Origin of the sequence: Rhizobium sp. NZLR1b, assembly GCF_019685155.1 — a bacterium.
GTDB lineage: Bacteria > Pseudomonadota > Alphaproteobacteria > Rhizobiales > Rhizobiaceae > Rhizobium.
The window spans coordinates 157,473-177,885 of record NZ_JABDWC010000011.1; the positions used below are offsets into that span (position 1 = coordinate 157,473).

Sequence of the window (20,413 nt, forward strand, 5' to 3'; positions counted from 1 at the left end):
GGCGGAACGGGACGATGAGCGCGATAGAGTACGAAATCAAGAATCAAAGCGAGCTTCGCCACGCCGAGGAGGCGGTGCGCATGGCCGATCTGGAAAACATGCGGCCGCTGCCGCGCATCTCCGTGCATGCCTTCTGTGAGAGCGAGGCTCTGCAGCAGGTCATGGAACGCTGCGCCAATGATCGACGCGTGGCAAAGGTCAGCATGCGCATCACCAGCGGCGGCATCGCCGCTGCCGCCAATATGTTCTCCGGCGCCCCGACGCCGAACCTCATCATCCTCGAGACCAAGGCGAATGCCGGAAACCTTCTCTCCGAACTCGCGCCGCTCGCCGCCGTCTGCGATCCGACGACCAAAGTCGTCATTATCGGCTACTACAACGATATCGGGCTTTATCGCGACCTCATCCGCAACGGCATCTCCGAATACATGGTCCAGCCCGTTGCCATGCCCGATATCCTGGCGTCGATGGCCTCGATCTTCGTCGATCCGGAAGCCGAGCCGCTCGGCCGCAGCATCGCCTTCATCGGCTCGAAGGGCGGTACTGGCGCCTCGACCATCGCGCATAATTGTGCCTTCGGCATTTCCAACCTCTTCTCATCCGAGACGATCCTCGCCGATCTCGACCTGCCCTATGGCACCGCGAACATCGACTTCGACCAGGATCCGGCCCAGGGCATCGCCGAAGCTGTCTTCGCGCCCGACCGTCTCGACGAGGTCTTCCTGGACCGCCTGCTGACGAAATGTTCCGAACATCTCTCCCTGCTTGCGGCACCCTCGCTGCTCGACCGTGCCTATGATTTCGATGGCCAGGCGTTCCAGCCGGTGCTCGATGTGCTGCAGCGCAGCGCGCCCGTTACCGTGCTCGACGTTCCGCATACATGGTCGGAATGGACACGCTCGGTGCTGTCGAGTGTCGACGAAGTGGTCATCACAGCGGTTCCCGATCTCGCCAACCTGCGCAATGCCAAGAACATGCTGGACGCGTTGCGCAAGATGCGGCCGAACGACAAGCCGCCGCATCTGATCCTCAACCAGGTCGGCATGCCGAAACGTCCGGAGATTTCACCATCGGATTTCTGTGAGCCGCTGGAGATCGATCCGATCGCCATCATTCCCTTCGACATCCATCTTTTCGGCAATGCCGCCAATAGCGGCCGGATGATCTCGGAAGTCGACCCGAAGTCGCCGACGGCGGAAACCTTTTCGCAGATATCGCACATCGTCACCGGCCGTGTCGCGATCAAGAAGGCGAAGAAGGGCGGACTGCTGGGCCTCCTGAAGCGCAAGTAGCAAGTAGAACAAGCAGATTGGATTAAGCGGCATGTTTGGAAAACGCGGAAACGAAGGTTCCGGAAAGGTTGGAGGGGCGATTGCTCCCCCGCCGCCGGCTCCGGCCGCTGCCCCTGCGGCCTCTTCCCCCTCGATTCTGGTCGAACCCGCTCGCGAGCCCGCACGCCAGCAGGTGACGCCGCCGCCGATGCAGACGCCGCAGCGCAAGCGCCCTGTTCGTACCGATGAATATTACGACACCAAGGCGCAGGTGTTTTCCGCGCTGATCGATACGATCGATCTTTCGCAGCTTTCCAAGCTCGACGGCGAAAGCGCGCGCGAGGAAATCCGCGACATCGTCAACGACATCATCACCATCAAGAACTATGCGATGTCGATCTCCGAGCAGGAAGAGCTGCTCGAGGATATCTGCAACGACGTTCTCGGCTACGGTCCGCTGGAGCCATTGCTGGCGCGCGACGATATCGCCGATATCATGGTCAACGGCGCCGGCCAGACGTTCATCGAAGTCGGCGGCAAGACGATCGAATCGGAGATCCGCTTCCGCGACAATGCGCAGCTTCTCTCGATCTGCCAGCGCATCGTCAGCCAGGTCGGCCGCCGTGTCGACGAATCGAGCCCGATCTGCGATGCCCGCCTGCCCGATGGCTCGCGTGTCAACGTTATCGCGCCGCCGCTGTCGATCGACGGGCCGGCGCTCACCATCCGCAAGTTCAAGAAGGACAAGCTGACGCTCGATCAGCTCGTCCGTTTCGGTGCGATCACGGCGGAAGGCGCGACCGTGTTGCAGATCATCGGGCGCGTGCGCTGCAACGTCGTCATTTCGGGCGGTACCGGCTCGGGCAAGACGACGCTGCTGAACTGCCTCACCAACTATATCGACAGGGATGAACGCGTCATCACCTGCGAGGATACCGCCGAACTGCAGCTGCAGCAGCCGCATGTCGTACGTCTCGAAACGCGCCCGCCGAATATCGAAGGCGAGGGCGAGATTACCATGCGCGATCTCGTCAAGAACTGCCTGCGTATGCGTCCCGAGCGCATCATCGTCGGCGAAGTGCGCGGACCTGAGGTTTTCGACTTGCTGCAGGCGATGAACACCGGTCACGACGGCTCGATGGGCACCATCCACGCCAATACGCCGCGCGAATGCCTGAGCCGTATCGAATCGATGATCGCCATGGGGGGCTTCACCCTGCCGGCAAAGACGGTGCGTGAGATCATCTCCAGCTCGGTGGACGTGATCATCCAGGCGGCGCGCCTTCGCGACGGTTCGCGCCGCATCACCCAGATCACCGAGGTGATCGGCATGGAAGGCGACGTCATCATCACCCAGGACCTGATGCGTTACGAGATCGAAGGCGAGGATGCGGGCGGCCGCCTGATCGGCCGGCACATGTCGACCGGCGTCGGCAAGCCGCATTTCTGGGATCGCGCCCGTTACTTCAACGAGGAAAAGCGTCTTGCCGCTGCCCTTGACGCGATGGAAGCGAAAACGAAGGATTAGGCGAGATGTTCGGGTTCGATCCGATAGTGCTGGCAATCGTCGTCCTCGCCGCCATCTCCGCGGCGGCGGTCGCCTATGCCCTGATGTTTTCCCGGATCGAGGCCGACAAGAAATCGGCAAGCCGCATCAACCGCGTCAAATCGGCTGAAAGCGACCGGGTCAAGGTCAAGGCCGCCCGCGACCGGGTGCAGGAAATGTCGAAGCGCCGGAAATCGGTGCAGGACAATCTGAAGGATCTGGAAAAGCGCCAGCACGAAAAGACCAAGAAGACCCTGACGATGAAATCCCGGCTGGTGCAGGCCGGCCTGACGATCACGGTCGGGAAATTCTATCTCATCAGCGCCATCTTCGCCTGCGTGCTGCTGCTCATGGCTTTCATCATCGGTGTATCGTTGATGGTGATAATCGGTATTGCCGTCGTCGCCGGTCTCGGCCTGCCGCGCTGGATCGTCGGTTTCCTGATCAAGCGCCGCCAGAACAAGTTCCTCAACGAGCTCCCCAATGCGCTTGACGTCATCACCCGCTCGATCAAATCGGGCCTGCCGCTCAACGATGCGATCCGTCTCATCGCCACCGAAGGTACCGAGCCGGTGAAGAGCGAGTTCCGGCGCGTGATCGAGGCGCAGCAGGTGGGCCTCAGCATCCCCGACGCCTGCGCCCGCATGACGACCCAAATGCCGCTCCAGGAAGTCAGCTTCTTCGCCATCGTCATCGCCATCCAGTCGCAGGCTGGCGGCAATCTGTCGGAAGCAATCGGCAACCTTTCCAAGGTGATACGCGAGCGCAGGAAAATGAAGGCCAAGGTCTCGGCGCTTTCGATGGAAGCCAAGGCGTCGGCCGTCATCATCGGTGCTCTGCCCTTCATCGTCGCGACCCTCGTCTATCTCACGTCGCCGAACTACATGATGATCCTTTTCACCGATCCGCGCGGCCATTTCATCATGGGTGTCTCGGCGATCTGGATGTCGATCGGCATCTTCGTCATGCGCAACATGGTCAATTTTGACATCTAGACGGAAGGACGCACCCCATGTCGCAGGACCTTGCCGCAACCCTGACCAATCCGAGCATGCTGATCGCGCTCTTCGTCGCGGTCGCCGTCTTCGCCACGTTTTACACGATCGCCATCCCCTTCTTCGAGCGCGGCGATCTCAACAAGCGTATGAAGGCCGTCTCGACCGAGCGCGAGCAGATCCGCGCTCGCGAACGCGCCCGCATGAACGCCGAAACCGGCGCCGGCAAAGCCTCGCTCAGGAGCCAGAACAATCGTTCGGTCCGCCAGATCGTCGAACGCTTCAACCTGCGCAAGGCGCTCGTCGACGAGAATACCGTCAACAAGCTGCGTGCTGCCGGATTTCGCTCCGAGAATGCGCTGAATACCTTCCTCGTGGCGCGTTTCCTGCTGCCCTTCCTCTTCCTGGCGCTTGCCGTCTTCTGGGTCTTCGGTCTCGGCCATCTCGCCGAAAGGGGCCTGCCCATCCGCATGTTCGCTGTCATCGCCATCGGCTATGTCGGTTTCTACGCGCCGAACATCTATGTCTCGAACCGCATGGGCAAGCGCCAGCACTCGATCAAACGTGCCTGGCCGGATGCGCTGGACCTGATGCTGATCTGCGTCGAATCCGGCATCTCGATCGAGGCCGCGATGCGTCGCGTGTCGGAAGAACTCGGCGAGCAGTCGCCGGCGCTCGCCGAGGAGATGGTGCTGACCACGGCTGAACTCTCCTTCCTGCCGGATCGCCGCATGGCGCTCGAAAATCTTGCCACGCGCACCCAGATCGAGCTGGTACGCTCGGTCACTCAAGCGCTGATCCAGGCCGATCGCTACGGCACGCCGGTCGCGCAGGCGCTGCGTGTCCTCGCCCAGGAAGGCCGCGACGAGCGCATGAACGAAGCCGAAAAGAAGGCGGCCGCCCTGCCGCCGAAACTGACGGTGCCGATGATCCTGTTCTTCCTGCCGGTGCTGATCGCTGTTATTCTTGGCCCGGCCGGCATTCAGGTCTCAGACAAGTTCTGATGATTGCCGCCGCTTAAATCGATTCCGATTTGAGGAATTATGCGGTAACCTCCGATCTCAAACGAGGGTTTTCGGATGTCTTCCGCAGGCGTTTTCATCAGCATCATGGCAGCCCTGGCAGTCGGCGCTATGAGCCCCGGCCCGAGCTTCGTCGTCGTCTCCAGGATTGCCATTTCGCGGTCACGGCTGGATGGTCTTGCGGCCGCACTCGGCATGGGCGCCGGCGGCGTCGTTTTTGCCGTGCTGGCACTCGCCGGGCTGACGGCGCTGCTGTCTCAGTTCGAATGGCTCTATGTCTTGCTGAAGGTCGCAGGCGGCGCCTATCTCATTTATATCGCCGTCAATATCTGGAGAGGTGCTGGCCAGCCGCTGGAGGTTTCCGACGCCGGCGATAGCCAACGCGCGCCGATGCTGAGCTTCACGACCGCGCTGCTGACCCAACTCAGCAACCCGAAGACCATCATCGTCTATGCCAGCCTCTTTGCCGCGCTTCTACCGTGGACGGTGCCGCTCGATCTAATGGTTGCGCTGCCGCTTGGCGTCTTTGCGGTGGAAGCGGGGTGGTATTCGATCGTGGCCTTCGCCTTTTCGGCCCGCCATCCGCGGCGGCTCTATCTCGCTGCGAAGAGCTGGATAGACCGGGCCGCCGGTGCCGTGATGGGCGGCCTCGGACTTCGTCTCATTCTTTCGGGCCTGAGTGTCCGCTAGACCATTGTTAGTTGGTATTGCTGGCCTCCGCGGCACCCGGCGTCTTGTCCTTGGCGGCGAGTTTCTGCCAGGAATTCTGCTGCGAGAGCATGCCTCTGAGATAGGCGACATTGGCATCGGCCTGCTGCGGCGAAAGTTCGCGCCGGGCGATCTGCTCGGCCTCGGGGAAATGTCCCTGCAGGCCGACGACGAGGGCAAGGTTCTGCCTGACGCGACTGTCGGCGGTCGGCTGGCTGGCGGCGGAGCGCAGATAGGTTTCGGCCGTGCGCAGATCGCCTGTCAGCACGTAGGACATGCCGAGGTTGGACAGGATGGAGGGCTCGTTCGGCTGAATGTCGAGCGCGTCGCGGTAGCGCTGCCTGGCGTCGCTTGCCCGGCCCATCTGGTCGAGGATCGCGCCTTCGGCCGAGATCAGCTTCCAGTCCGGACGGTCGGGTGTCTGGGCGCGGCCGATCGTATCGAGCGCCTGCTGGAACTGGCCGGCCGCTGCCTGCGCCTTGCCGTAGGCGGCCAGCACGTTGCGGTCGGCGGGATTGCTGATCGCCACCTGCTGCATGACGGCGAGCGCTTGCGTGTCACGGCCGTTCATGCGCAGCAGGTTGGCATAGCTGACGCCGGTGACGGGATCGCGCGGGTTCTTTTCATAGGCCTGACCGAGCCGGTCGGTTGCCGAGCGCAGCTCGGTCGCGTCCATCTCTTCAACCGGCTTGGTGAGCTTCGGCACCGAGCCTGTCGTCATCCGGTCCTTGGTCGTCGAGCAGCCGGCAACCGCCAGGACGATGAGCGATGCCGCAGCGCCCTGCAGGATACGATTCGTGAATGTGGATGTAAGCGAGGCGGGCATGACGCGTTCCTGAATTCCGAAATCGGCGCCTGACCTCGAAGCGGAACAGGGAAAGGTTTGACGCAATCTTCGCTCCAGCAATAGTCTGTTAACCCTAACAGACCGTTAAGGAGTGATTCCTTACGACCGCCGAAGGATAATCATGGCCCCCTATCAGTTCATCGAGAGAGCGACCCCTTTCAACACCAAGGGCGGTTCGACGCTGCCGATCTTTGCCGTCACCCCCGCCCATATCGAGACCGGCACGATCGATCCGATCGCGCTCGATTGGGCGCGCAGGGCGGGCTACAAGGCCGAAAGCGGGTCGGTGCTGCTGATCCCGACGGCCGAAGGCCATCTCGGCGGCGCGCTTTTTGGCCTCGGCACCAATCCATCCGAGCAGCCTTATATTACTGGCAGGCTCGCCCGGGCGCTGCCGGCCGGCGACTGGCACATCGAGACTGCACCGCTGACGGCAAATCGCCTGGCTCTCGGCTTTGGTCTCGGCCGCTACCGTTTCGACCGCTACAAGTCCGAAAAAACGCCGGCGGCGACGCTGATGATCCCCCGCGATGCCGACAGTGCCGACATCAAGCGCCAGCTCGCCGGCGTCTTTCTCGCCCGCGACCTCATCAACACCCCGACCAATGATATGGGGCCGGAACAGCTCGAGGCGGCCTTCCGCGGCCTGGCCGCACATTACAAGGCAGAGATATCGGTTATCAAAGGCGACGACCTGCTCGAGCAAAACTTCCCGCTGGTCCATACCGTCGGCCGCGCCAGCGCCGATGCACCGCGCCTTCTCGAATTGCGCTGGGGCAAAAAGGGCCATCGCAAGGTGACACTCGTCGGCAAGGGCGTCTGCTTCGATACTGGCGGTCTCGATATCAAGCCTGCCGCCTCCATGCTGCTGATGAAGAAGGACATGGGCGGCGCGGCGAATGTCATGGGGCTTGCCCTGATGATCATGGACGCCAAGCTGAAGGTCGACCTGCGCGTCATCGTTCCGGTCGTCGAAAACGCCATCTCGTCCAATGCCTTCCGCCCTGGCGACATCTACAAGAGCCGCAAGGGTCTGACCGTCCAGATCGACAATACCGATGCTGAAGGCCGTCTGATCCTAGCCGATGCGCTCGCCTATGCCGACGAGGACGAGCCCGAGCTCTTGATCGACATGGCGACGCTGACCGGTGCTGCCCGTGTCGCCCTCGGTCCTGACCTCCCGCCCTTCTTCACCGATGACGCCAATCTGGCGCATGATCTGACCGAAGCGAGCCTGGAAACAGACGATCCGATCTGGCGCCTGCCGCTCTATTCCGGTTACGAAAAGGATATCCGCACCAAGTTCGCCGATCTGACCAATGCGCCGGCCGGCGGCATGGCGGGGGCGATCACCGCGGCCCTCTTCCTCAAGCGTTTCGTCGGCAAGGCGAAGAGCTGGGCGCATTTTGACATTTACGGCTGGGCGCAGTCCGAACGGCCGCATTCGCCGGGCGGCGGTGAAGCACAGGCAATCCGCGCGCTCTTCCATCATATCCGCGAGAGCCTGCGCTGACGCATATCACGCTGGAGCCGAGGCGCATCGCGTGACCCTGTTCATGCGCTGCGCCTTCCTGCCGATCGTTAAAATTTTATTCACCCTGCCGGGCGGCAATTTCTGCCGCCCCTTGCATGTCCATGCCAACTGCCGGAAAATGAAACGTTAGCGTAACGATCATCCGGAGGGGCCGTGCCGATCGAACTGACCGCCTCGCAGGCGCTGGGGCTCTGGCATGGCGTGGCGCTCGACCAGGTCCGCCACGATGACCGCGATTTGACGTTGCGCCAGATGGCGATCCTGCTGCATATTTATCTGGTGCCGCCGCCGCATACGGTGCGTGGGCTTGCCGCCACCCTTGACGTCACCAAGCCGGTCATCACCCGCGCCTTGGATACGATGGGCGAAATGGGCCTGGTCGATCGTGTGCGCGACGATGCCGACCGGCGCAGCGTAATCATCAAGCGCACCGTCGGCGGCGCGCTGTACCTGGAAAAGCTTGGCGACCTCGTCCGTGATCAGGCCCGCCGGCTGCCGCTCTGAGAGGCCATCTGAAAGGCCACTTGAAAGGCCACTTGAAAGGCCACTTGAAAGGAATGCCAATGACGATGCTCGACCGCCGGCTGCATGCCTATCGGCCCGATCTCGCCGAAGCGGGGCTCGAAGGCAAGGTAGAGGCTTTGCGCTTCGTGGACGGCGCCCTGGCGCGTGTCGCCGTTCCGGTCGTCGGCCTGCGCCCCGAACCGGATCTTGCGCGAGGCATCGATACTGAACTGCTTCTTGGCGAGGGCGTGACGGTGTTCGATCGCGCCGGCGGCTGGTGCTGGGTGAAAGCCGCCTCGGACGGTTATGTCGGCTACCTCCCCACAGACGCGTTGTCGGAAGGCCGGCCGGCCCCCACCCACATCGTCACCGTCCAGCGCACCTTCCTTTATTCGGAGCCGGAATTGCGCAAGCCGCACCAGGCCATCCTGTCTATGGGAAGCCGCGTCCATGTCGCCGGCGAGGCGGAAGCGCGCGGCAATCACTATGTCGTGCTCGATGACGGAACCGCGATCTTTGCCAAGCACCTCCAGCCGATCGGCGCCCTCGCTGGCGCCGACTATGTCGAAATCACGGCCCGTTTTCTGGAAACGCCCTACCTGTGGGGCGGACGCTCCGGCCTCGGCATCGATTGCTCCGGCCTCGTCCAGCTGGCGATGCTGATGAGCGGCCGAGATGCGCCGCGCGATACCGACATGCAGGCGGCCGGCCTCGGCCAGCCGATCGACCGCGCCGAAATCCGCCGCGGCGACCTGGTCTTCTGGAAGGGCCATGTCGCCGTCTTCGAGGATCCGGAAACCATCCTCCACGCCAACGGCCACAGCATGACGGTGGCGCGCGAGAATTTCGAGGCCGCCGTAAAGCGTATCGGTTGGCTTTACGAGCAGCCAACCGGCTACCGCCGCCCGACCAGCTGATCAGTTGGTCGGCGACCGCGGCCAGGCGCTCACCCCGCCCGTCCAGTCCTCGAAGGTTTTCGACAGCCGCAGCACCCGCATGTCGTCAAAACGCGGCCCGACGATCTGCAGCCCGATCGGCATGCCCGACCGGGAGAATCCGCAATTGATCGACGCGGCCGGTTGCTCCGACATGTTCCAGGGCACCGTAAAGCCGATATGCTCGAAGGGCAGGGCCGGATCGTTGGTCGGCGATGCCCATTCGGCCGGGTAGGAGATGATCGGATTGGTCGGCGAAAGCACGGCGTCGACCTCGCTGAACAGCCGTCCGCAGTTCTTGCGCATCTCGATCGTCTGGTTGAAACCCTTGACCGCATCGACGCCTGCGATATCGGCACCGCCCTTCGCCCAATCCCTTATATAGGGCAGGATGCCGTTGCGTCGCTCTTCGTCGAGCTCCGCAATATCGCCCCAGAAGCGGGAGCGCCAGAAATTGTCGAGCCCATCGAGCATCGTGCGTGTCAGGACCGGCTGGGCGGCGATGATGGTCGCGCCGGCATCCTCGAAGTGCCGCGCCGCCGCTTCGACCGCGGCCTTGATCTCGTCGTCCACCGCAAGCCCGCAGCCGGCATCGAGCATCAGCCCGATCTTCATGCCAGACACGTCAAGGTCGAGATCCATCCAGTTGAAATCGTTCGGCGGCAGGCTGGTTCCGTCGCGCCAGTCCGGCTTCGACAGCGTCGCCATCGCGGAGGCCACGTCCCCGACCGTGCGCGCCATCGGCCCGGCGCAGCGCCCGACATAATAGGGGTCGACCGGGATGCGCCCATGGCTCGGCTTGAAGCCGAAAATGCCGGTCCAGCCGGCGGGAAGGCGCACCGAGCCACCAATATCCGTGCCGATATGCAGCGGCCCGTATCCGGCCGCCGCCGCCGCGGCCGCCCCGGCACTCGATCCGCCGGGATTTTGCGTCGTATTCCAGGGGTTGCGGCTGAGAGGATGAAAGCTCGAAAGGCCGGAGGAAAGCATGCCGTAATCGGGGCAGGTGGTCTTGGCGAAGATCACCGCGCCGTCTTCCCGAAGCCGCGCGGCGGCGGGCGCATCGGCATCAGCCGGTTTGAGTTCCACTGCTTTCGTGCCGAGCGGCACCGGCTGGCCTTTCGTGGCGATCAGTTCCTTCAACGTCACCGGGATGCCGTCGAGGATTCCCAGCGTTTCGCCCTTCGCCCAGCGCTCCGTCGAGGCCTTCGCCAGCGCGCGCGCTGCTTCCGGGTCGTAGAGGTAGAGTGCTGAAATCGAAGGCTCCCAGGCCGCGATATGATCTTCGAGCGCGAGCCAGTATTCGAGGGGAGAGAGGCTTTTATCGGCGAAGTGCTGCCTGAGTTCGCGGATGGTGAGGTCGGTTTCGGTCATGGCATGGTCTTTCGGGCGTTTCGTCTCGGGAGAACATCAGCGGCTCGCCTCGCGCGGGTCGAGAAGATCGCGCAACCCGTCGCCGAGCATGTTGAAGCCGAAGACGGTAAGCGCGATGGCAAGGCCGGGCAGGATCGCCAGCCAGGGCGCCAGCGCCAGATAGGTTTGTGCATCGGCGAGCATCCGGCCCCAGGTCGGCGCCGGCGGCGCCATTCCGAGCCCGAGGAAGCTGAGGCCCGCTTCGGTGAGGATCGCCAGCCCGAGCTGGATTGCGCCATGCACGATGATCTGGCTCGCTATATTCGGCAGCACATGACGGAGAGAAATCGTCAGGCGCGTATTGCCGATCGCCCTCGCCGCCGTCACATAATCCCGGCTCCATGCCTGCAGCGAGGTCGCAAGCGTCACGCGTGCAAAGACCGGAATCATGAAGACCGCGATCGCGGTAATCGCGGTGAAACGGCCAGGCCCGAGAAAGGCGCCAAGCACCATGGCGGACAGGATCGGCGGCAACGCGAAGATGACGTCGCAGATGCGCATCAGCAGCGCTTCGAAAGGGCCGCGGATGGCCGCCGCCGAAATGCCGGCGATCGAGCCGAGCGTTCCGCCGATCGCAACCGCGGTGATGGCGATCGACAGCGAATTCCAGCAGCCCGCCATCAGCATGGAAAGCACGTCGCGGCCGAACTGATCCGTGCCGAGCACGCCGAAGGCAAGAGGCGGCTGCAGTTTGTGAATGATTTGCATCCTCGCCGGCGGCAGCGGCGTCCAGACGAGCGACAGCAGCGCAACGGCCATTAAGAGACCGATGATCACCGCTCCCGAGATCAGGTTCATTCGCCGGCTAAGTATAAAGGCTCGGCCGCGGCTGGCGACGGAAGGAACAGCAGGAGCCATGCTTCATGCCGCCTTTCTCATCCTGGGGTCGATCGCCAGATAGGAGAGGTCGACGATGAAATTCATCACGATGACGAGGGCTGCGAAGAACAGCACGACATCCTGCATCACAATGATGTCGCGCTGGGAGAGCGCCTGAAGCGCGAGCCGCCCGAGACCGGGCAGGTTAAAGACGTTTTCCACCAGCACCGCGCCGGCGATGAGAAAGGTAAACTGCAGCCCGACCATGGTCAGGATCGGGATCAGCGCATTCGGCACGATATGCCGCCACAGCACGGCGCTGCGTGAAAGCCCTTTGGCCACCGCGGTGCGGGCAAAATCCTCGTGCATCGTGTCGAGCACCGCTGAACGCGCCACCCGCGTCAACACGCCGGCCTGCGGCATAGCCAGTGCGACGGCCGGCATCACCAGAGCCTGGAGCGCCGGTAGAACGCCGGCGCTCCAGCCCGGGAAGCCGCCCGCCGGCATCAGCCCGAGCATCGTCGAAAACAGGATGATCAGCAGCAGCGCCACCCAGAAGGCGGGTACGGCGATGCTGATCTGCGAAAACAGCGTTGCGATGATGTCGAAGATGCCGCCGCGGCGCGAGGCGGCCAGCACGCCGAGCGGCACGGCGATCATCACCGAAAGCACGACCGCCATCAGCGCCAGCGGCAGCGTCACCGCCAGTCGCTCGACGATCAGCCCCGCCACCGGAACGCCGTAGGTGTAGGATTGACCGAGATTGCCTGACACGACACCGGCAAGCCATTGCCCGTAACGCAGGATGAGCGGCTGGTCGAGGCCGAGATCATGGCGCAGCGCCGCCAGCGTCTCCGGGCTTGCAGAGGTGCCGAGCATGATCGAGGCGGGATCGCCGGGAAGCAGGTCCATGACGGCGAAGATCAGCAGTGAGACGATCAGAAGCGTAACGAGGAGACCGGTGAGACGGCGGGCGAGGAGCGCGATCATGCTGGCCACGCTGCCGGGGTGGCACGGCGGCTCCCCGCGCCATCCGCCAGCGAAATTAAACAATGTCGGCCCGGGCTGACTGGACTTAGTGAGGCAGGGGCAGGGCTGGGCGCTATATCGGCCAAAAGCATGTCGGATCTCCCCAAAGCCGGCGCAACCACCCACCTAACAAACCTACCGCCTCACTCTTTCCAGGAAACCCCAGACAACACGTTGGAAGGGATCGGTTCGTTTTCCCACAGCCCCCTCAACTTCTTGTCCCAGACGCCGAGCTTCGGCATGACGAAGAGGTAGAGCGCCGGCACGTCCTCGGCGAGGATCTTCTGTGCTTCGCCATAGATCGCACTCTGCGCGGCGGGATCGGCCGTCTCCTGGACCTTCTGCATCAGCGCGTTGAAGGCTGTGTTCTTGTAATTGAAATAATAGGGATCGCGCCCGTAGATGTCGATGTCGAGCGGCTCGGCATGGGCGACGATTGTCATGTCGAAGTTGCGGTCCTTCATGATGTCCTGGACCCATTTCGCTGGAAACTCGGTCGGCTCGATAGTCATCGTCACGCCAATTTCGGCAAACATCGCCTGCATCACCTGAGCGCTGCGCGGCGCATAAGCCATCTGCGGCGATTTGATCGTGAAGCTGAAGCCGTTGGGATAGCCGGCTTCGGCAAGCAGCGCCTTTGCCTTCTCGACGTCATAGGGGAGCACGCCTGTCATGTCCTGATAGCCCGGATCGTTCGGCGTGTAGTGGCTGCCGATCGGCGTGCCGAGGCCGGACCACGCGCCTTCGATCACCGTCTTGCGGTCGATTGCCATCATCAGCGCCTGGCGCACGCGCTTGTCGTCGAACGGCTTCTTGGCATTGTTCATACCGGCGACGACCTTGAGCTCGGTATTGCCGATGCTGGTGACCAGCCTCGCATCGCCGTCGAAGGAAGTCATCAGTTCGGGTGCGGCAAATTCCGGAAAGGCATCGAGATCGCCGGATTTCAGCGCAGCCGCCTGCGCCTGCGGATCGGCAATGAAGCGGAAAGTCACCTTGTCGAGCTTGGCGGCCGCATCCTTGTCCCAGTAATCAGCATTCTTTTCCAGTTCGACCTTGTCGCCCTTCGCCCAGCTGGCGAATTTGAAGGGGCCGGTGCCCACCGGCGTCGTCTTGTCGTCGGCCGCCGTCTTGGGCGCGACCATCACCGATGCCGGCCAGCCGAGCCAGTAGATCAGGCTGCCGGTCGGCGCCGAGAGATGCAGCACCAGGGTTTCGGCATCGGGCGTATCGATCGAGGCGATCGAGGCGAAGAAGCGCTTTTGCGGATTGACCGAATCCGCGCCGCGGGCGCGGTCGAGCGAGAACTTGGCGCTGGCGGCATCGAAGGCCTCGCCGTTATGGAATTTGACGCCGGCCTGCAGCTTGAACGTATAGGTGAGGCCATCGGCGGAGACCTTCCAGTTCTTTGCCAGCTGCGGCTGGATCTTGCCGGCCTGGTCGATCGTCACCAGGCCCTCGAACACGTTCTGCCAGGTCACCTGGCCGATCGCCACCGGTGCTGCGATCGTCGGATCGAGGCCGGTCGGCTCGACGCTCATGCCGAGAGCGAGGGTGGTCTTTGCCGCTTCCGCCGGCGTCATCGCCGTCATCACGAGGCCGGCCGAAACGACGGCACCGAGGGAAAGCCGTCGGACGAAACGCGCTGACGGCGCAAAGGAAAGCTCGATCATCATGTTCCCTTGTCTGGCCACGCTCAGTTGGCGGAGGCCCCTTTTGCGAAAAGAGTGGCACTATCCCGGTGCACACACAATGACGATTTTGTGTGCTCAGTGTAGCCGAAAAAGCTACACCGCAAATCGGCCGTCAAGGCAAGCCGGAAGCGTCAGACTTTTGCCTCGGCTCGGCGGTTCGTTTGCTCGCGCATGAACCTCTCGATGAAGTCGAGCAGCTTCGTCGCGGCGAAAGACAGCTGCCGGTCGGGCGCGACGCAGAGATCGACATGGGTGCGGATGCCGGTCTTGCCGGAAAGCGGAATGGCCAGAAGCTGGCCCGCTTCGATCTCACGACGGACGGCAAGTGCTGGCAACAGCGTGGCTGCGGCCCCGCTGAGCACCAGTTCCTTCAACATTTCGAGCGAGCTGGTGACAAAGACCGGATCGAGGCTCAACCCCTCCTTCTCGAACAGCGTGTCGAAGGCCTGGCGGAAGCCGAAGGATTGATCCGGCAGTGCCAACGCGTAGTCGGCGAGCGTCCTCAGCGGGATTTCGGCGTGCGCGGCCGCCGGATGCTGCGGCGTGGCGATGAGATCATAGGCGATCTCGGAGCGCAGCCGCACTTTGGTGCCGGACAGGACCGGCGCAAAAAGCGTCACCGCGATATCCGCCTCGGCGCTGTTGACGGCATCGATCGCCTGCCGCGCGCTGGTGATCATCACGCTAAAACGCAGCTGCGGATATTTCAGGCTGAATTCGGCCAGCGCCGGCGCCAGCAGATTGGCGACGGTCGCGCCGTTGGCATAGATGCTGACACGGCCACGCTGCAGGCCCTTCAGGTCTTCGATCAGCTGCTGCACGTGATCGAGTTCGCGCAGCGTCCGGCCAGCGCGGGCAGCAAGCAGCTCGCCGGCGGCCGTCAGCTTGACGCCGCGGGCGCTGCGTTCGACGAGCGGCGCACCGAAATGATGTTCGAGGTTCTCGATCTGCCGGCTGATCGCCGTCGGCGCGACGTTGAGGTTCTCGGCCGCCTGGCGCATAGAATTGGTCCTGACCAGCTCGTCGAAATACATCAGCGCCCGGATCTGCATTCACGTCTCTCCGCCATTCTGCCCGGGTTGCGACCCTATTCAATCAATGACCGTCAGGATAGCGGTCGCGCCAAGCCATTTGCCCGCCCTCGACCGGCAGCGCGGTGGCGGCGTAGACGCCACGTGCGATCGCCCGTGCCATGACGATAGTGGCAAGGTGGCAAAGTTCCATCAGGCTCGCCATGTCGTCTCTGCGATGCCTGGCGGTCGAGGCGGCAAAGACGGTGTCGCCGTCGAGCGGCAGGTGTGCCGGCAGCAGCGCCCGAGCAAGCCCGTCATGGCCGGCCAGCGACAGCCGGTGCGCCTCCGCCTTGGTCAGCTGCGCGTCGGTCACCACCGCGCCGATCGTCGTCGCCGGCCCGTTCATGCCCTTGAGCCGCATCCTGTGATCGGCCGCATCTGGCATGCCGAGCCCGCCGAATTCTGCGTCTTTTTCGAAGGGTGCCGCCCAGAAATGCGGCCCGTCGCCGATCGTCGCCGAGCCGAGCGCATTGACGGCGACAACAGCCGCGACGCGGTGGCCGGCGCTGCTGACGGCGCTGGCCGAGCCGAGCCCGCCCTTGAACGTGGCCGTCGTCGCACCCGTGCCGGCGCCTGTAGTGCCGAGCGCAAAGGCGCCCTTGGCGGCCGCCTTCAAGGCGGCGTAACCCATATCGCGATAGGGCGCGTGCAGCCCCCAATCCTTGTCGCCGCCGTTCAAGAGGTCCATCAGGATCGCCTGCGGCACGATCGGTATACGCACCGGCCCGACTGCAAAGCCGCGGCCGAGTTCGCGCAGTCCCGCCTGCACGCCGCCGGCGGCATCCAGCCCGAAAGCCGATCCGCCGGAGAGCACGAAGGCATCCACGGCGTTGACGGTCATCGACGGATCGAGCAGGCCGGTGTCGCGTCCGCCCGGCGCGCCGCCGAGCACCGTGCCGGAGGCGACCGCCGGCGCGTCGAAGACGATAACCGTGACGCCGGAACCGAGCGCAAGGTCGGTCGCATGGCCGATGGAAACGCCATCGATGTCGGTGATGAGGTTGAGAAGATCGGGCAACGGCGGATCCTTATGCGGAAAGGCCGCCGATAGGACTGCAATTACCCTCAAAAAACAAGACCGGCCCCGAATGGCGGGACCGGTCGAACATCGGGAAAAGCCGTGAATGCGAGTGCCGGCCTCATGCCCTCAGGCATGAAGCGGCTTCGGATGACGGCGGGTCATCAGATCGTGGATGGCCAGCCGCACCTCGTCCGGCGAGCCGAAACGCTGCTCGTCGAGGTCGTGGACATGAAATTTCACGGCGATGAACTTCAGCCGGTCTTCATCGGGAATGACGATCCCGACAGGAACGCCTGCATATTCGATAACTTGCTTCTTCATAGATAGAACTCCTGCCACGCGACATGCGCGGCCATGGCGAATTGACTTGTCTGGTACCGTTGAAAGGAGGACGAACGTCACATTCGACAGTTCGGGCGGGAGAGGGCGCCCGGACGGTCATTGCCAAGCACAAATCGCCCAAGGAGATCGGCGAGAATATCGATATCTATCATGCTCGTTCCTTGCGTTGGCGTTGCACTTGAGAGGTCCCGGAAGAGCCCGGGGCCGGCGATGGCTGTCTTTGATAATCTACCAACTTGATAGAGATTACCCTACAGCCTGTCAGAAACATATTCCGAAACGTGTCAAAAAATCGACGATCCGAAAAATTTCATTCCATCCAAGTGGAAACTTACGGAAAGAAACATATCAGCTCTTCGTAAAATTCGCATGACAGAATCAGCGTTCTATCGATCGCCGCAGCAGACATAGGAAGCCCGGCTGAATCAGGCAATGGCCCGTTTCGTTAAAAATCGAAATGCCTCGAAATGACCGATTTGGTTAATCCGAGAGAGCCTTTCTCACCAGCCTTCGTCGAGCACCTTCTCCAGCATGTCCGCGAAGAAATCCGCGCTTTCGATGCTGAGGCAGAGCGGCGGTTTGATCTTCAGCACGTTTTGGTGATCGCCGGTCGGCTGCATGATGACGCCGAGGGTCAGCAGCCGGTCGCAGATTGCCGCCGTCTCTTCGGTGGCCGGCTCCAGCGTCGTTCTGTCGCGGACGAATTCGAGGCCGAGATAGAGCCCCATGCCATGCACGGCGCCGGCAATCGGATGGCGGTCGATCAGTGCGGCAAGCCGCGCCTTCAGATGATCGCCGACCGTCCGGGCATTTTCCTGCAGCATCTCCTCGGCCATGATGTCGAGCACCGCCATGCCGGCGATGCAGCTGACCGGGCTGCCACCGGTAGAGGAAAAGAACGTGCCCTCCTTCTCCAGCGATTGCGCGATCTCCCGTGTGGTGATGACGGCGCCGAGCGGATGGCCGTTGCCCATGCCCTTGGCCACGGTGATGATGTCAGGCACGACCCCTTGCTGCTCGAAGCCCCAGAAATAATGTCCGAGCCTGGAATAACCGACCTGCACCTCATCGGCGATGCAAAGGCCACCGCGAGCGCGCACCTGCGCATAGACTTGGCTGAGATAACCGTCCGGCAGCGGAATGCCGCCGGCATTGCCGTAGACCGATTCGCAGATGAAGCCGGCAAGGCCCTTGCCGCCGGCGTCGATCGCCTCCAGCACGGGCGTTATGGCGCCGACATAGCTGGTCGCCGTATCGGGACCGCGGAATGCGCCGCGATAGGTATTCGGCGACACGACGGCATGCACCCAGTCCGGACGGGTGGTCAGTGCCTGCGGATTGTCGGCGATCGAGGTGGAGACGGCGTCACTTGCCGCCGACCAGCCGTGATAGGCTTCGAGCAGGCAGAGCATGTTGCGCGCGCCGCTATGAGCCTGCGCCAGCCGGATCGCCAGATCATTCGCCTCCGAGCCGCTGTTGACGAGGAAGACCGCGTCGAGCCCATCCGGTGAAAGCGCGGCGAGCCGTTCGGAAAATTCCGCGATCGCCGCATAGTGGAAGCGTGAATTGGTGTTGAGCCGCAGCCATTGGGCGTTGATCGCCGCCGCAAGCTTGGGATGGCCATGGCCGAGAATGGAGACGTTGTTGACCATGTCGAGATAGGTGCGGCCCTCGACATCGAATACATGCTCCTTCCAGCCGCGCTCGATCTGCGGCGGCACCGCGTAATAATTCTTCTGCGCCCCTGCCAGATGCGCCTGCCGCCTGGCAAGCAGCTCGGCGGTTTCCGGTCGCGGCGCATCCGCTTGCCGGTCGAGGAGCAGCGACGGAGAAGGGCAGAGCACCGACCAGGCCGCTGCCTCGCGCGGTGTGGCAAAGAGCGGCGGCTCGAACCCCGCGACGCTGCAAAGCTGGACGCGCAGCCCGCCGAGCGACGAAACCTCGCCGACGACCGTGCCGAGCGGGTCGCCGCCGGCAACCTCGGCTTCATTCTCGACCGAGAGGTCGAGCCCGTCGAGGTGCAGGGTCATGCTGTCGCTGGTCAGCGTCAGATGTTGGTCCTTCCAGCCGATGCGGCCGGCAAACGGCGCAGCAACGGCGCTGCCTGCGGCAAGGCATATATCGATATGCAGGGCGCAGGTCGCCTGTCCCCTGGCGGTTCCCGCCCGGGAAAGCCGATATTCGCCGTAGCGCGTCGCGGCCGTGCCGTTTTCGGTCGCAGCGCGGGCAAGCAGCCGCCAGTCCATGTCGGCATTCAGCCAGTTGCCGGCGGAAAAATGCGGGCTCCGTACACCAAGATCGACATAGGCGATCCCGGCGGGCTCGATGTCAGGCAGCAGCGGCAGCCATCCCGAAGTTTCCGGGGCGGCGACATCGGCGCCGGCGGCCTTGAGGATCGCCGCTTCCATAAGCTCGAAGGGCACGGACATCGCTGTATCGAAGATCGCCCGCTCGCGGTCCAGATTGCCGCGTGCATAATCATTCTCGGGATCGATCGAAATCTGCTGCTCGCCGCTGGCGACAAGAATGACCGCGCGCGCGACGATCAATGGCCAGAGCGCCTTCAGCTCCTCCTCGGTCAGCGGATAGATCGCCTGATAAGCGGTGATGGCGGGCAGGATATGAAAAGGGTCGCCCTCGGCATGATGCAGCAGCGAGGCGCAGGTGACGGCGAGGTCGCCGACCAGCCAGCCGCGGATGATGTCGCCGAAATCGATCACCCCGTCGGGGATTATATGGCCATGGGCATTGCGGTGACCGACGACATTGTCGCCGGTAACGTCGTGATGCACGGCCTGCAGCCGAAGCGACGGCGCCAAGGGCTGGATGCGGCGGACCGCCATCACCATGGTCTTGGCAATCCGGTCGCGCGCGGCGCTGTCGGTGATGACGGAAAGCAGTTGCACCGCGACCGGCCCGGCGCGCCTGAGATCCCATTGCAGGCTGCGGTCGAGGCCGGGGTGGTTGAAGTCGGCAAGCGCCAGCGCCAGCCGCGCGCAGAGCGCGCCGAGCGCCGCGACGGAAGCCGGCGCCAGATAGGTCAGTTCCGTCAGCCCCTGGCCTTCCAGATATTCGAGCAGCCGGACTTGGCAGCCTTGTCCGCGCACGGTCAGGACGAGGATCTCCCGTCCGTCATTCGTGGCGATCACATTGGGAACGCGTGGCGCATCTTGCCTGCTCTTGAGATGATGGATCGCCGCATTCTGCGCCTGGAGTTCGCGGGTCTCGTAAACGGCATGGCAGATCTTCAGGACGTAGCGACCGCGATGGCTATCGACGCGGAAGTTCCGATCCTGCTGGCTGCCGAGTTCGGCAACGGCGCCGGACAGACTGTAATGGGCAAGCAGGATCTCTTCCGCGTCGGCAACGGTCACGTCGGGACGCGGCAGCGCCATGCGATCAACAAGCGCCTCGTCGGTCATGACACCCCTCCCGCAGCATGATTCGATTACCTATTGAAGGCGATAATCAAATACTTGCTGCTGGCAGGCAACGGGAGATTGTCGTTTGCCAGCAAAAGAGAGTGGGTCTCGCCCGCGATCAACCCATGCGTTCGGAGGCGTAGCTGCCGGGGCTTGCCGGGAAGACCACGGTGCGGTTGCCGTTGATGAAGGTGCGGTGATGGATATGGGCGTGGATGGCGCGGGCCAGCACCTGGCT

Annotated in this window: 17 protein-coding genes and 1 pseudogene; 8 read left to right on the forward strand and 10 right to left on the reverse strand. The window is 63.2% G+C overall.

Annotation, left to right across the window (positions count from 1 at the left end; all coding sequences use genetic code 11):
• The first annotated feature begins 14 nt into the window (after nucleotides 1–14).
• The 5 genes from HJB84_RS17875 (at nucleotide 15) to HJB84_RS17895 (ending at nucleotide 5,524) form a co-directional block, all read left to right on the forward strand.
• Nucleotides 15–1,292 carry a CpaE family protein gene (locus HJB84_RS17875; protein WP_207582489.1) on the forward strand — a complete coding sequence of 426 codons (1,278 nt, stop codon included), beginning with the start codon at nucleotides 15–17 and terminating at the stop codon, nucleotides 1,290–1,292.
• 31 nt (nucleotides 1,293–1,323) lie between these two features.
• Nucleotides 1,324–2,799 (forward strand): CpaF family protein, encoded by a 1,476-nt coding sequence (locus HJB84_RS17880; RefSeq protein WP_207582490.1) that lies wholly within the window; start codon nucleotides 1,324–1,326, stop codon nucleotides 2,797–2,799.
• Nucleotides 2,800–2,804: 5 nt separating this feature from the next.
• On the forward strand, nucleotides 2,805–3,812 hold the full coding sequence (locus HJB84_RS17885; protein WP_207582491.1) for a type II secretion system F family protein: 1,008 nt from the start codon (nucleotides 2,805–2,807) through the stop codon (nucleotides 3,810–3,812).
• A gap of 17 nt (nucleotides 3,813–3,829) precedes the next feature.
• Nucleotides 3,830–4,816 carry a type II secretion system F family protein gene (locus HJB84_RS17890; RefSeq protein ID WP_207582492.1) on the forward strand — a complete coding sequence of 329 codons (987 nt, stop codon included), beginning with the start codon at nucleotides 3,830–3,832 and terminating at the stop codon, nucleotides 4,814–4,816.
• 75 nt (nucleotides 4,817–4,891) lie between these two features.
• Nucleotides 4,892–5,524, forward strand: coding sequence for a LysE family translocator (locus HJB84_RS17895; protein WP_221116501.1), 633 nt, complete (start codon nucleotides 4,892–4,894; stop codon nucleotides 5,522–5,524).
• Between the two features lie 7 nt (nucleotides 5,525–5,531).
• Here HJB84_RS17895 and HJB84_RS17900 read toward each other — a convergent pair whose 3' ends face one another.
• Complete coding sequence (locus tag HJB84_RS17900) at nucleotides 5,532–6,368, reverse strand: tetratricopeptide repeat protein (protein ID WP_207582494.1); 837 nt, start codon at nucleotides 6,366–6,368, stop codon at nucleotides 5,532–5,534.
• Nucleotides 6,369–6,510: 142 nt separating this feature from the next.
• Between HJB84_RS17900 and HJB84_RS17905 the strand changes: the two genes are divergently transcribed.
• The 3 genes from HJB84_RS17905 to HJB84_RS17915 all read left to right on the forward strand — a co-directional run bounded on the left by HJB84_RS17905 (nucleotide 6,511) and on the right by HJB84_RS17915 (nucleotide 9,344).
• Complete coding sequence (locus tag HJB84_RS17905; protein WP_221116502.1) at nucleotides 6,511–7,902, forward strand: M17 family metallopeptidase; 1,392 nt, start codon at nucleotides 6,511–6,513, stop codon at nucleotides 7,900–7,902.
• A gap of 174 nt (nucleotides 7,903–8,076) precedes the next feature.
• The gene (locus tag HJB84_RS17910; protein ID WP_003589207.1) at nucleotides 8,077–8,427 is read left to right on the forward strand and encodes a MarR family transcriptional regulator; all 351 of its coding nucleotides are present in this window, start codon (nucleotides 8,077–8,079) and stop codon (nucleotides 8,425–8,427) included.
• 59 nt (nucleotides 8,428–8,486) lie between these two features.
• The gene (locus tag HJB84_RS17915; RefSeq protein ID WP_221116503.1) at nucleotides 8,487–9,344 is read left to right on the forward strand and encodes an NlpC/P60 family protein; all 858 of its coding nucleotides are present in this window, start codon (nucleotides 8,487–8,489) and stop codon (nucleotides 9,342–9,344) included.
• On the opposite strand, the gene HJB84_RS17920 is transcribed toward HJB84_RS17915, so the two are convergent.
• The 9 genes and pseudogenes from HJB84_RS17920 to purU all read right to left on the reverse strand — a co-directional run.
• On the reverse strand, nucleotides 9,345–10,736 hold the full coding sequence (locus HJB84_RS17920) for an amidase (RefSeq protein ID WP_221116504.1): 1,392 nt from the start codon (nucleotides 10,734–10,736) through the stop codon (nucleotides 9,345–9,347).
• Nucleotides 10,737–10,772: 36 nt separating this feature from the next.
• Nucleotides 10,773–11,633 (reverse strand): ABC transporter permease, encoded by an 861-nt coding sequence (locus HJB84_RS17925; protein ID WP_221116505.1) that lies wholly within the window; start codon nucleotides 11,631–11,633, stop codon nucleotides 10,773–10,775.
• A 3-nt stretch (nucleotides 11,634–11,636) separates the two neighbouring features.
• Nucleotides 11,637–12,584, reverse strand: coding sequence for an ABC transporter permease (locus HJB84_RS17930; RefSeq protein WP_221116506.1), 948 nt, complete (start codon nucleotides 12,582–12,584; stop codon nucleotides 11,637–11,639).
• A gap of 182 nt (nucleotides 12,585–12,766) precedes the next feature.
• On the reverse strand, nucleotides 12,767–14,296 hold the full coding sequence (locus tag HJB84_RS17935; protein ID WP_221116507.1) for an ABC transporter substrate-binding protein: 1,530 nt from the start codon (nucleotides 14,294–14,296) through the stop codon (nucleotides 12,767–12,769).
• Nucleotides 14,297–14,448: 152 nt separating this feature from the next.
• A complete protein-coding gene (locus tag HJB84_RS17940) occupies nucleotides 14,449–15,369 on the reverse strand; it encodes a LysR family transcriptional regulator (protein WP_221116508.1) in 921 nt (306 codons plus the stop codon).
• Between the two features lie 43 nt (nucleotides 15,370–15,412).
• Nucleotides 15,413–16,408, reverse strand: a complete 996-nt coding sequence (locus HJB84_RS17945; protein WP_221116509.1) for a P1 family peptidase — start codon at nucleotides 16,406–16,408, stop codon at nucleotides 15,413–15,415.
• A 129-nt stretch (nucleotides 16,409–16,537) separates the two neighbouring features.
• Entirely contained in the window at nucleotides 16,538–16,732 is a 195-nt protein-coding gene (locus tag HJB84_RS17950) for a hypothetical protein (RefSeq protein WP_003544544.1), read from the reverse strand.
• Between the two features lie 521 nt (nucleotides 16,733–17,253).
• Nucleotides 17,254–20,175, reverse strand: a complete 2,922-nt coding sequence (locus HJB84_RS17955; RefSeq protein WP_221116510.1) for an aminotransferase — start codon at nucleotides 20,173–20,175, stop codon at nucleotides 17,254–17,256.
• A gap of 118 nt (nucleotides 20,176–20,293) precedes the next feature.
• Nucleotides 20,294–20,413 (reverse strand): annotated as a pseudogene (gene purU, locus HJB84_RS17960) (formyltetrahydrofolate deformylase); the annotation flags it as partial.

Excerpts from the sequence above, each read along its gene's own strand:
- HJB84_RS17875 (WP_207582489.1), top strand. The coding sequence starts at position 15 with ATGAGCGCGATAGAGTACGAAATCAAGAATCAAAGCGAGCTTCGCCAC.
- HJB84_RS17880 (WP_207582490.1), top strand. The coding sequence starts at position 1,324 with ATGTTTGGAAAACGCGGAAACGAAGGTTCCGGAAAGGTTGGAGGGGCG.
- HJB84_RS17885 (WP_207582491.1), top strand. The coding sequence starts at position 2,805 with ATGTTCGGGTTCGATCCGATAGTGCTGGCAATCGTCGTCCTCGCCGCC.
- HJB84_RS17890 (WP_207582492.1), top strand. The coding sequence starts at position 3,830 with ATGTCGCAGGACCTTGCCGCAACCCTGACCAATCCGAGCATGCTGATC.
- HJB84_RS17895 (WP_221116501.1), top strand. The coding sequence starts at position 4,892 with ATGTCTTCCGCAGGCGTTTTCATCAGCATCATGGCAGCCCTGGCAGTC.
- HJB84_RS17900 (WP_207582494.1), bottom strand. The coding sequence starts at position 6,368 with ATGCCCGCCTCGCTTACATCCACATTCACGAATCGTATCCTGCAGGGC.
- HJB84_RS17905 (WP_221116502.1), top strand. The coding sequence starts at position 6,511 with ATGGCCCCCTATCAGTTCATCGAGAGAGCGACCCCTTTCAACACCAAG.
- HJB84_RS17915 (WP_221116503.1), top strand. The coding sequence starts at position 8,487 with ATGACGATGCTCGACCGCCGGCTGCATGCCTATCGGCCCGATCTCGCC.
- HJB84_RS17920 (WP_221116504.1), bottom strand. The coding sequence starts at position 10,736 with ATGACCGAAACCGACCTCACCATCCGCGAACTCAGGCAGCACTTCGCC.
- HJB84_RS17925 (WP_221116505.1), bottom strand. The coding sequence starts at position 11,633 with ATGGCTCCTGCTGTTCCTTCCGTCGCCAGCCGCGGCCGAGCCTTTATA.
- HJB84_RS17930 (WP_221116506.1), bottom strand. The coding sequence starts at position 12,584 with ATGATCGCGCTCCTCGCCCGCCGTCTCACCGGTCTCCTCGTTACGCTT.
- HJB84_RS17935 (WP_221116507.1), bottom strand. The coding sequence starts at position 14,296 with ATGATCGAGCTTTCCTTTGCGCCGTCAGCGCGTTTCGTCCGACGGCTT.
- HJB84_RS17940 (WP_221116508.1), bottom strand. The coding sequence starts at position 15,369 with ATGCAGATCCGGGCGCTGATGTATTTCGACGAGCTGGTCAGGACCAAT.
- HJB84_RS17950 (WP_003544544.1), bottom strand. The coding sequence starts at position 16,732 with ATGAAGAAGCAAGTTATCGAATATGCAGGCGTTCCTGTCGGGATCGTC.
- HJB84_RS17955 (WP_221116510.1), bottom strand. The coding sequence starts at position 20,175 with ATGACCGACGAGGCGCTTGTTGATCGCATGGCGCTGCCGCGTCCCGAC.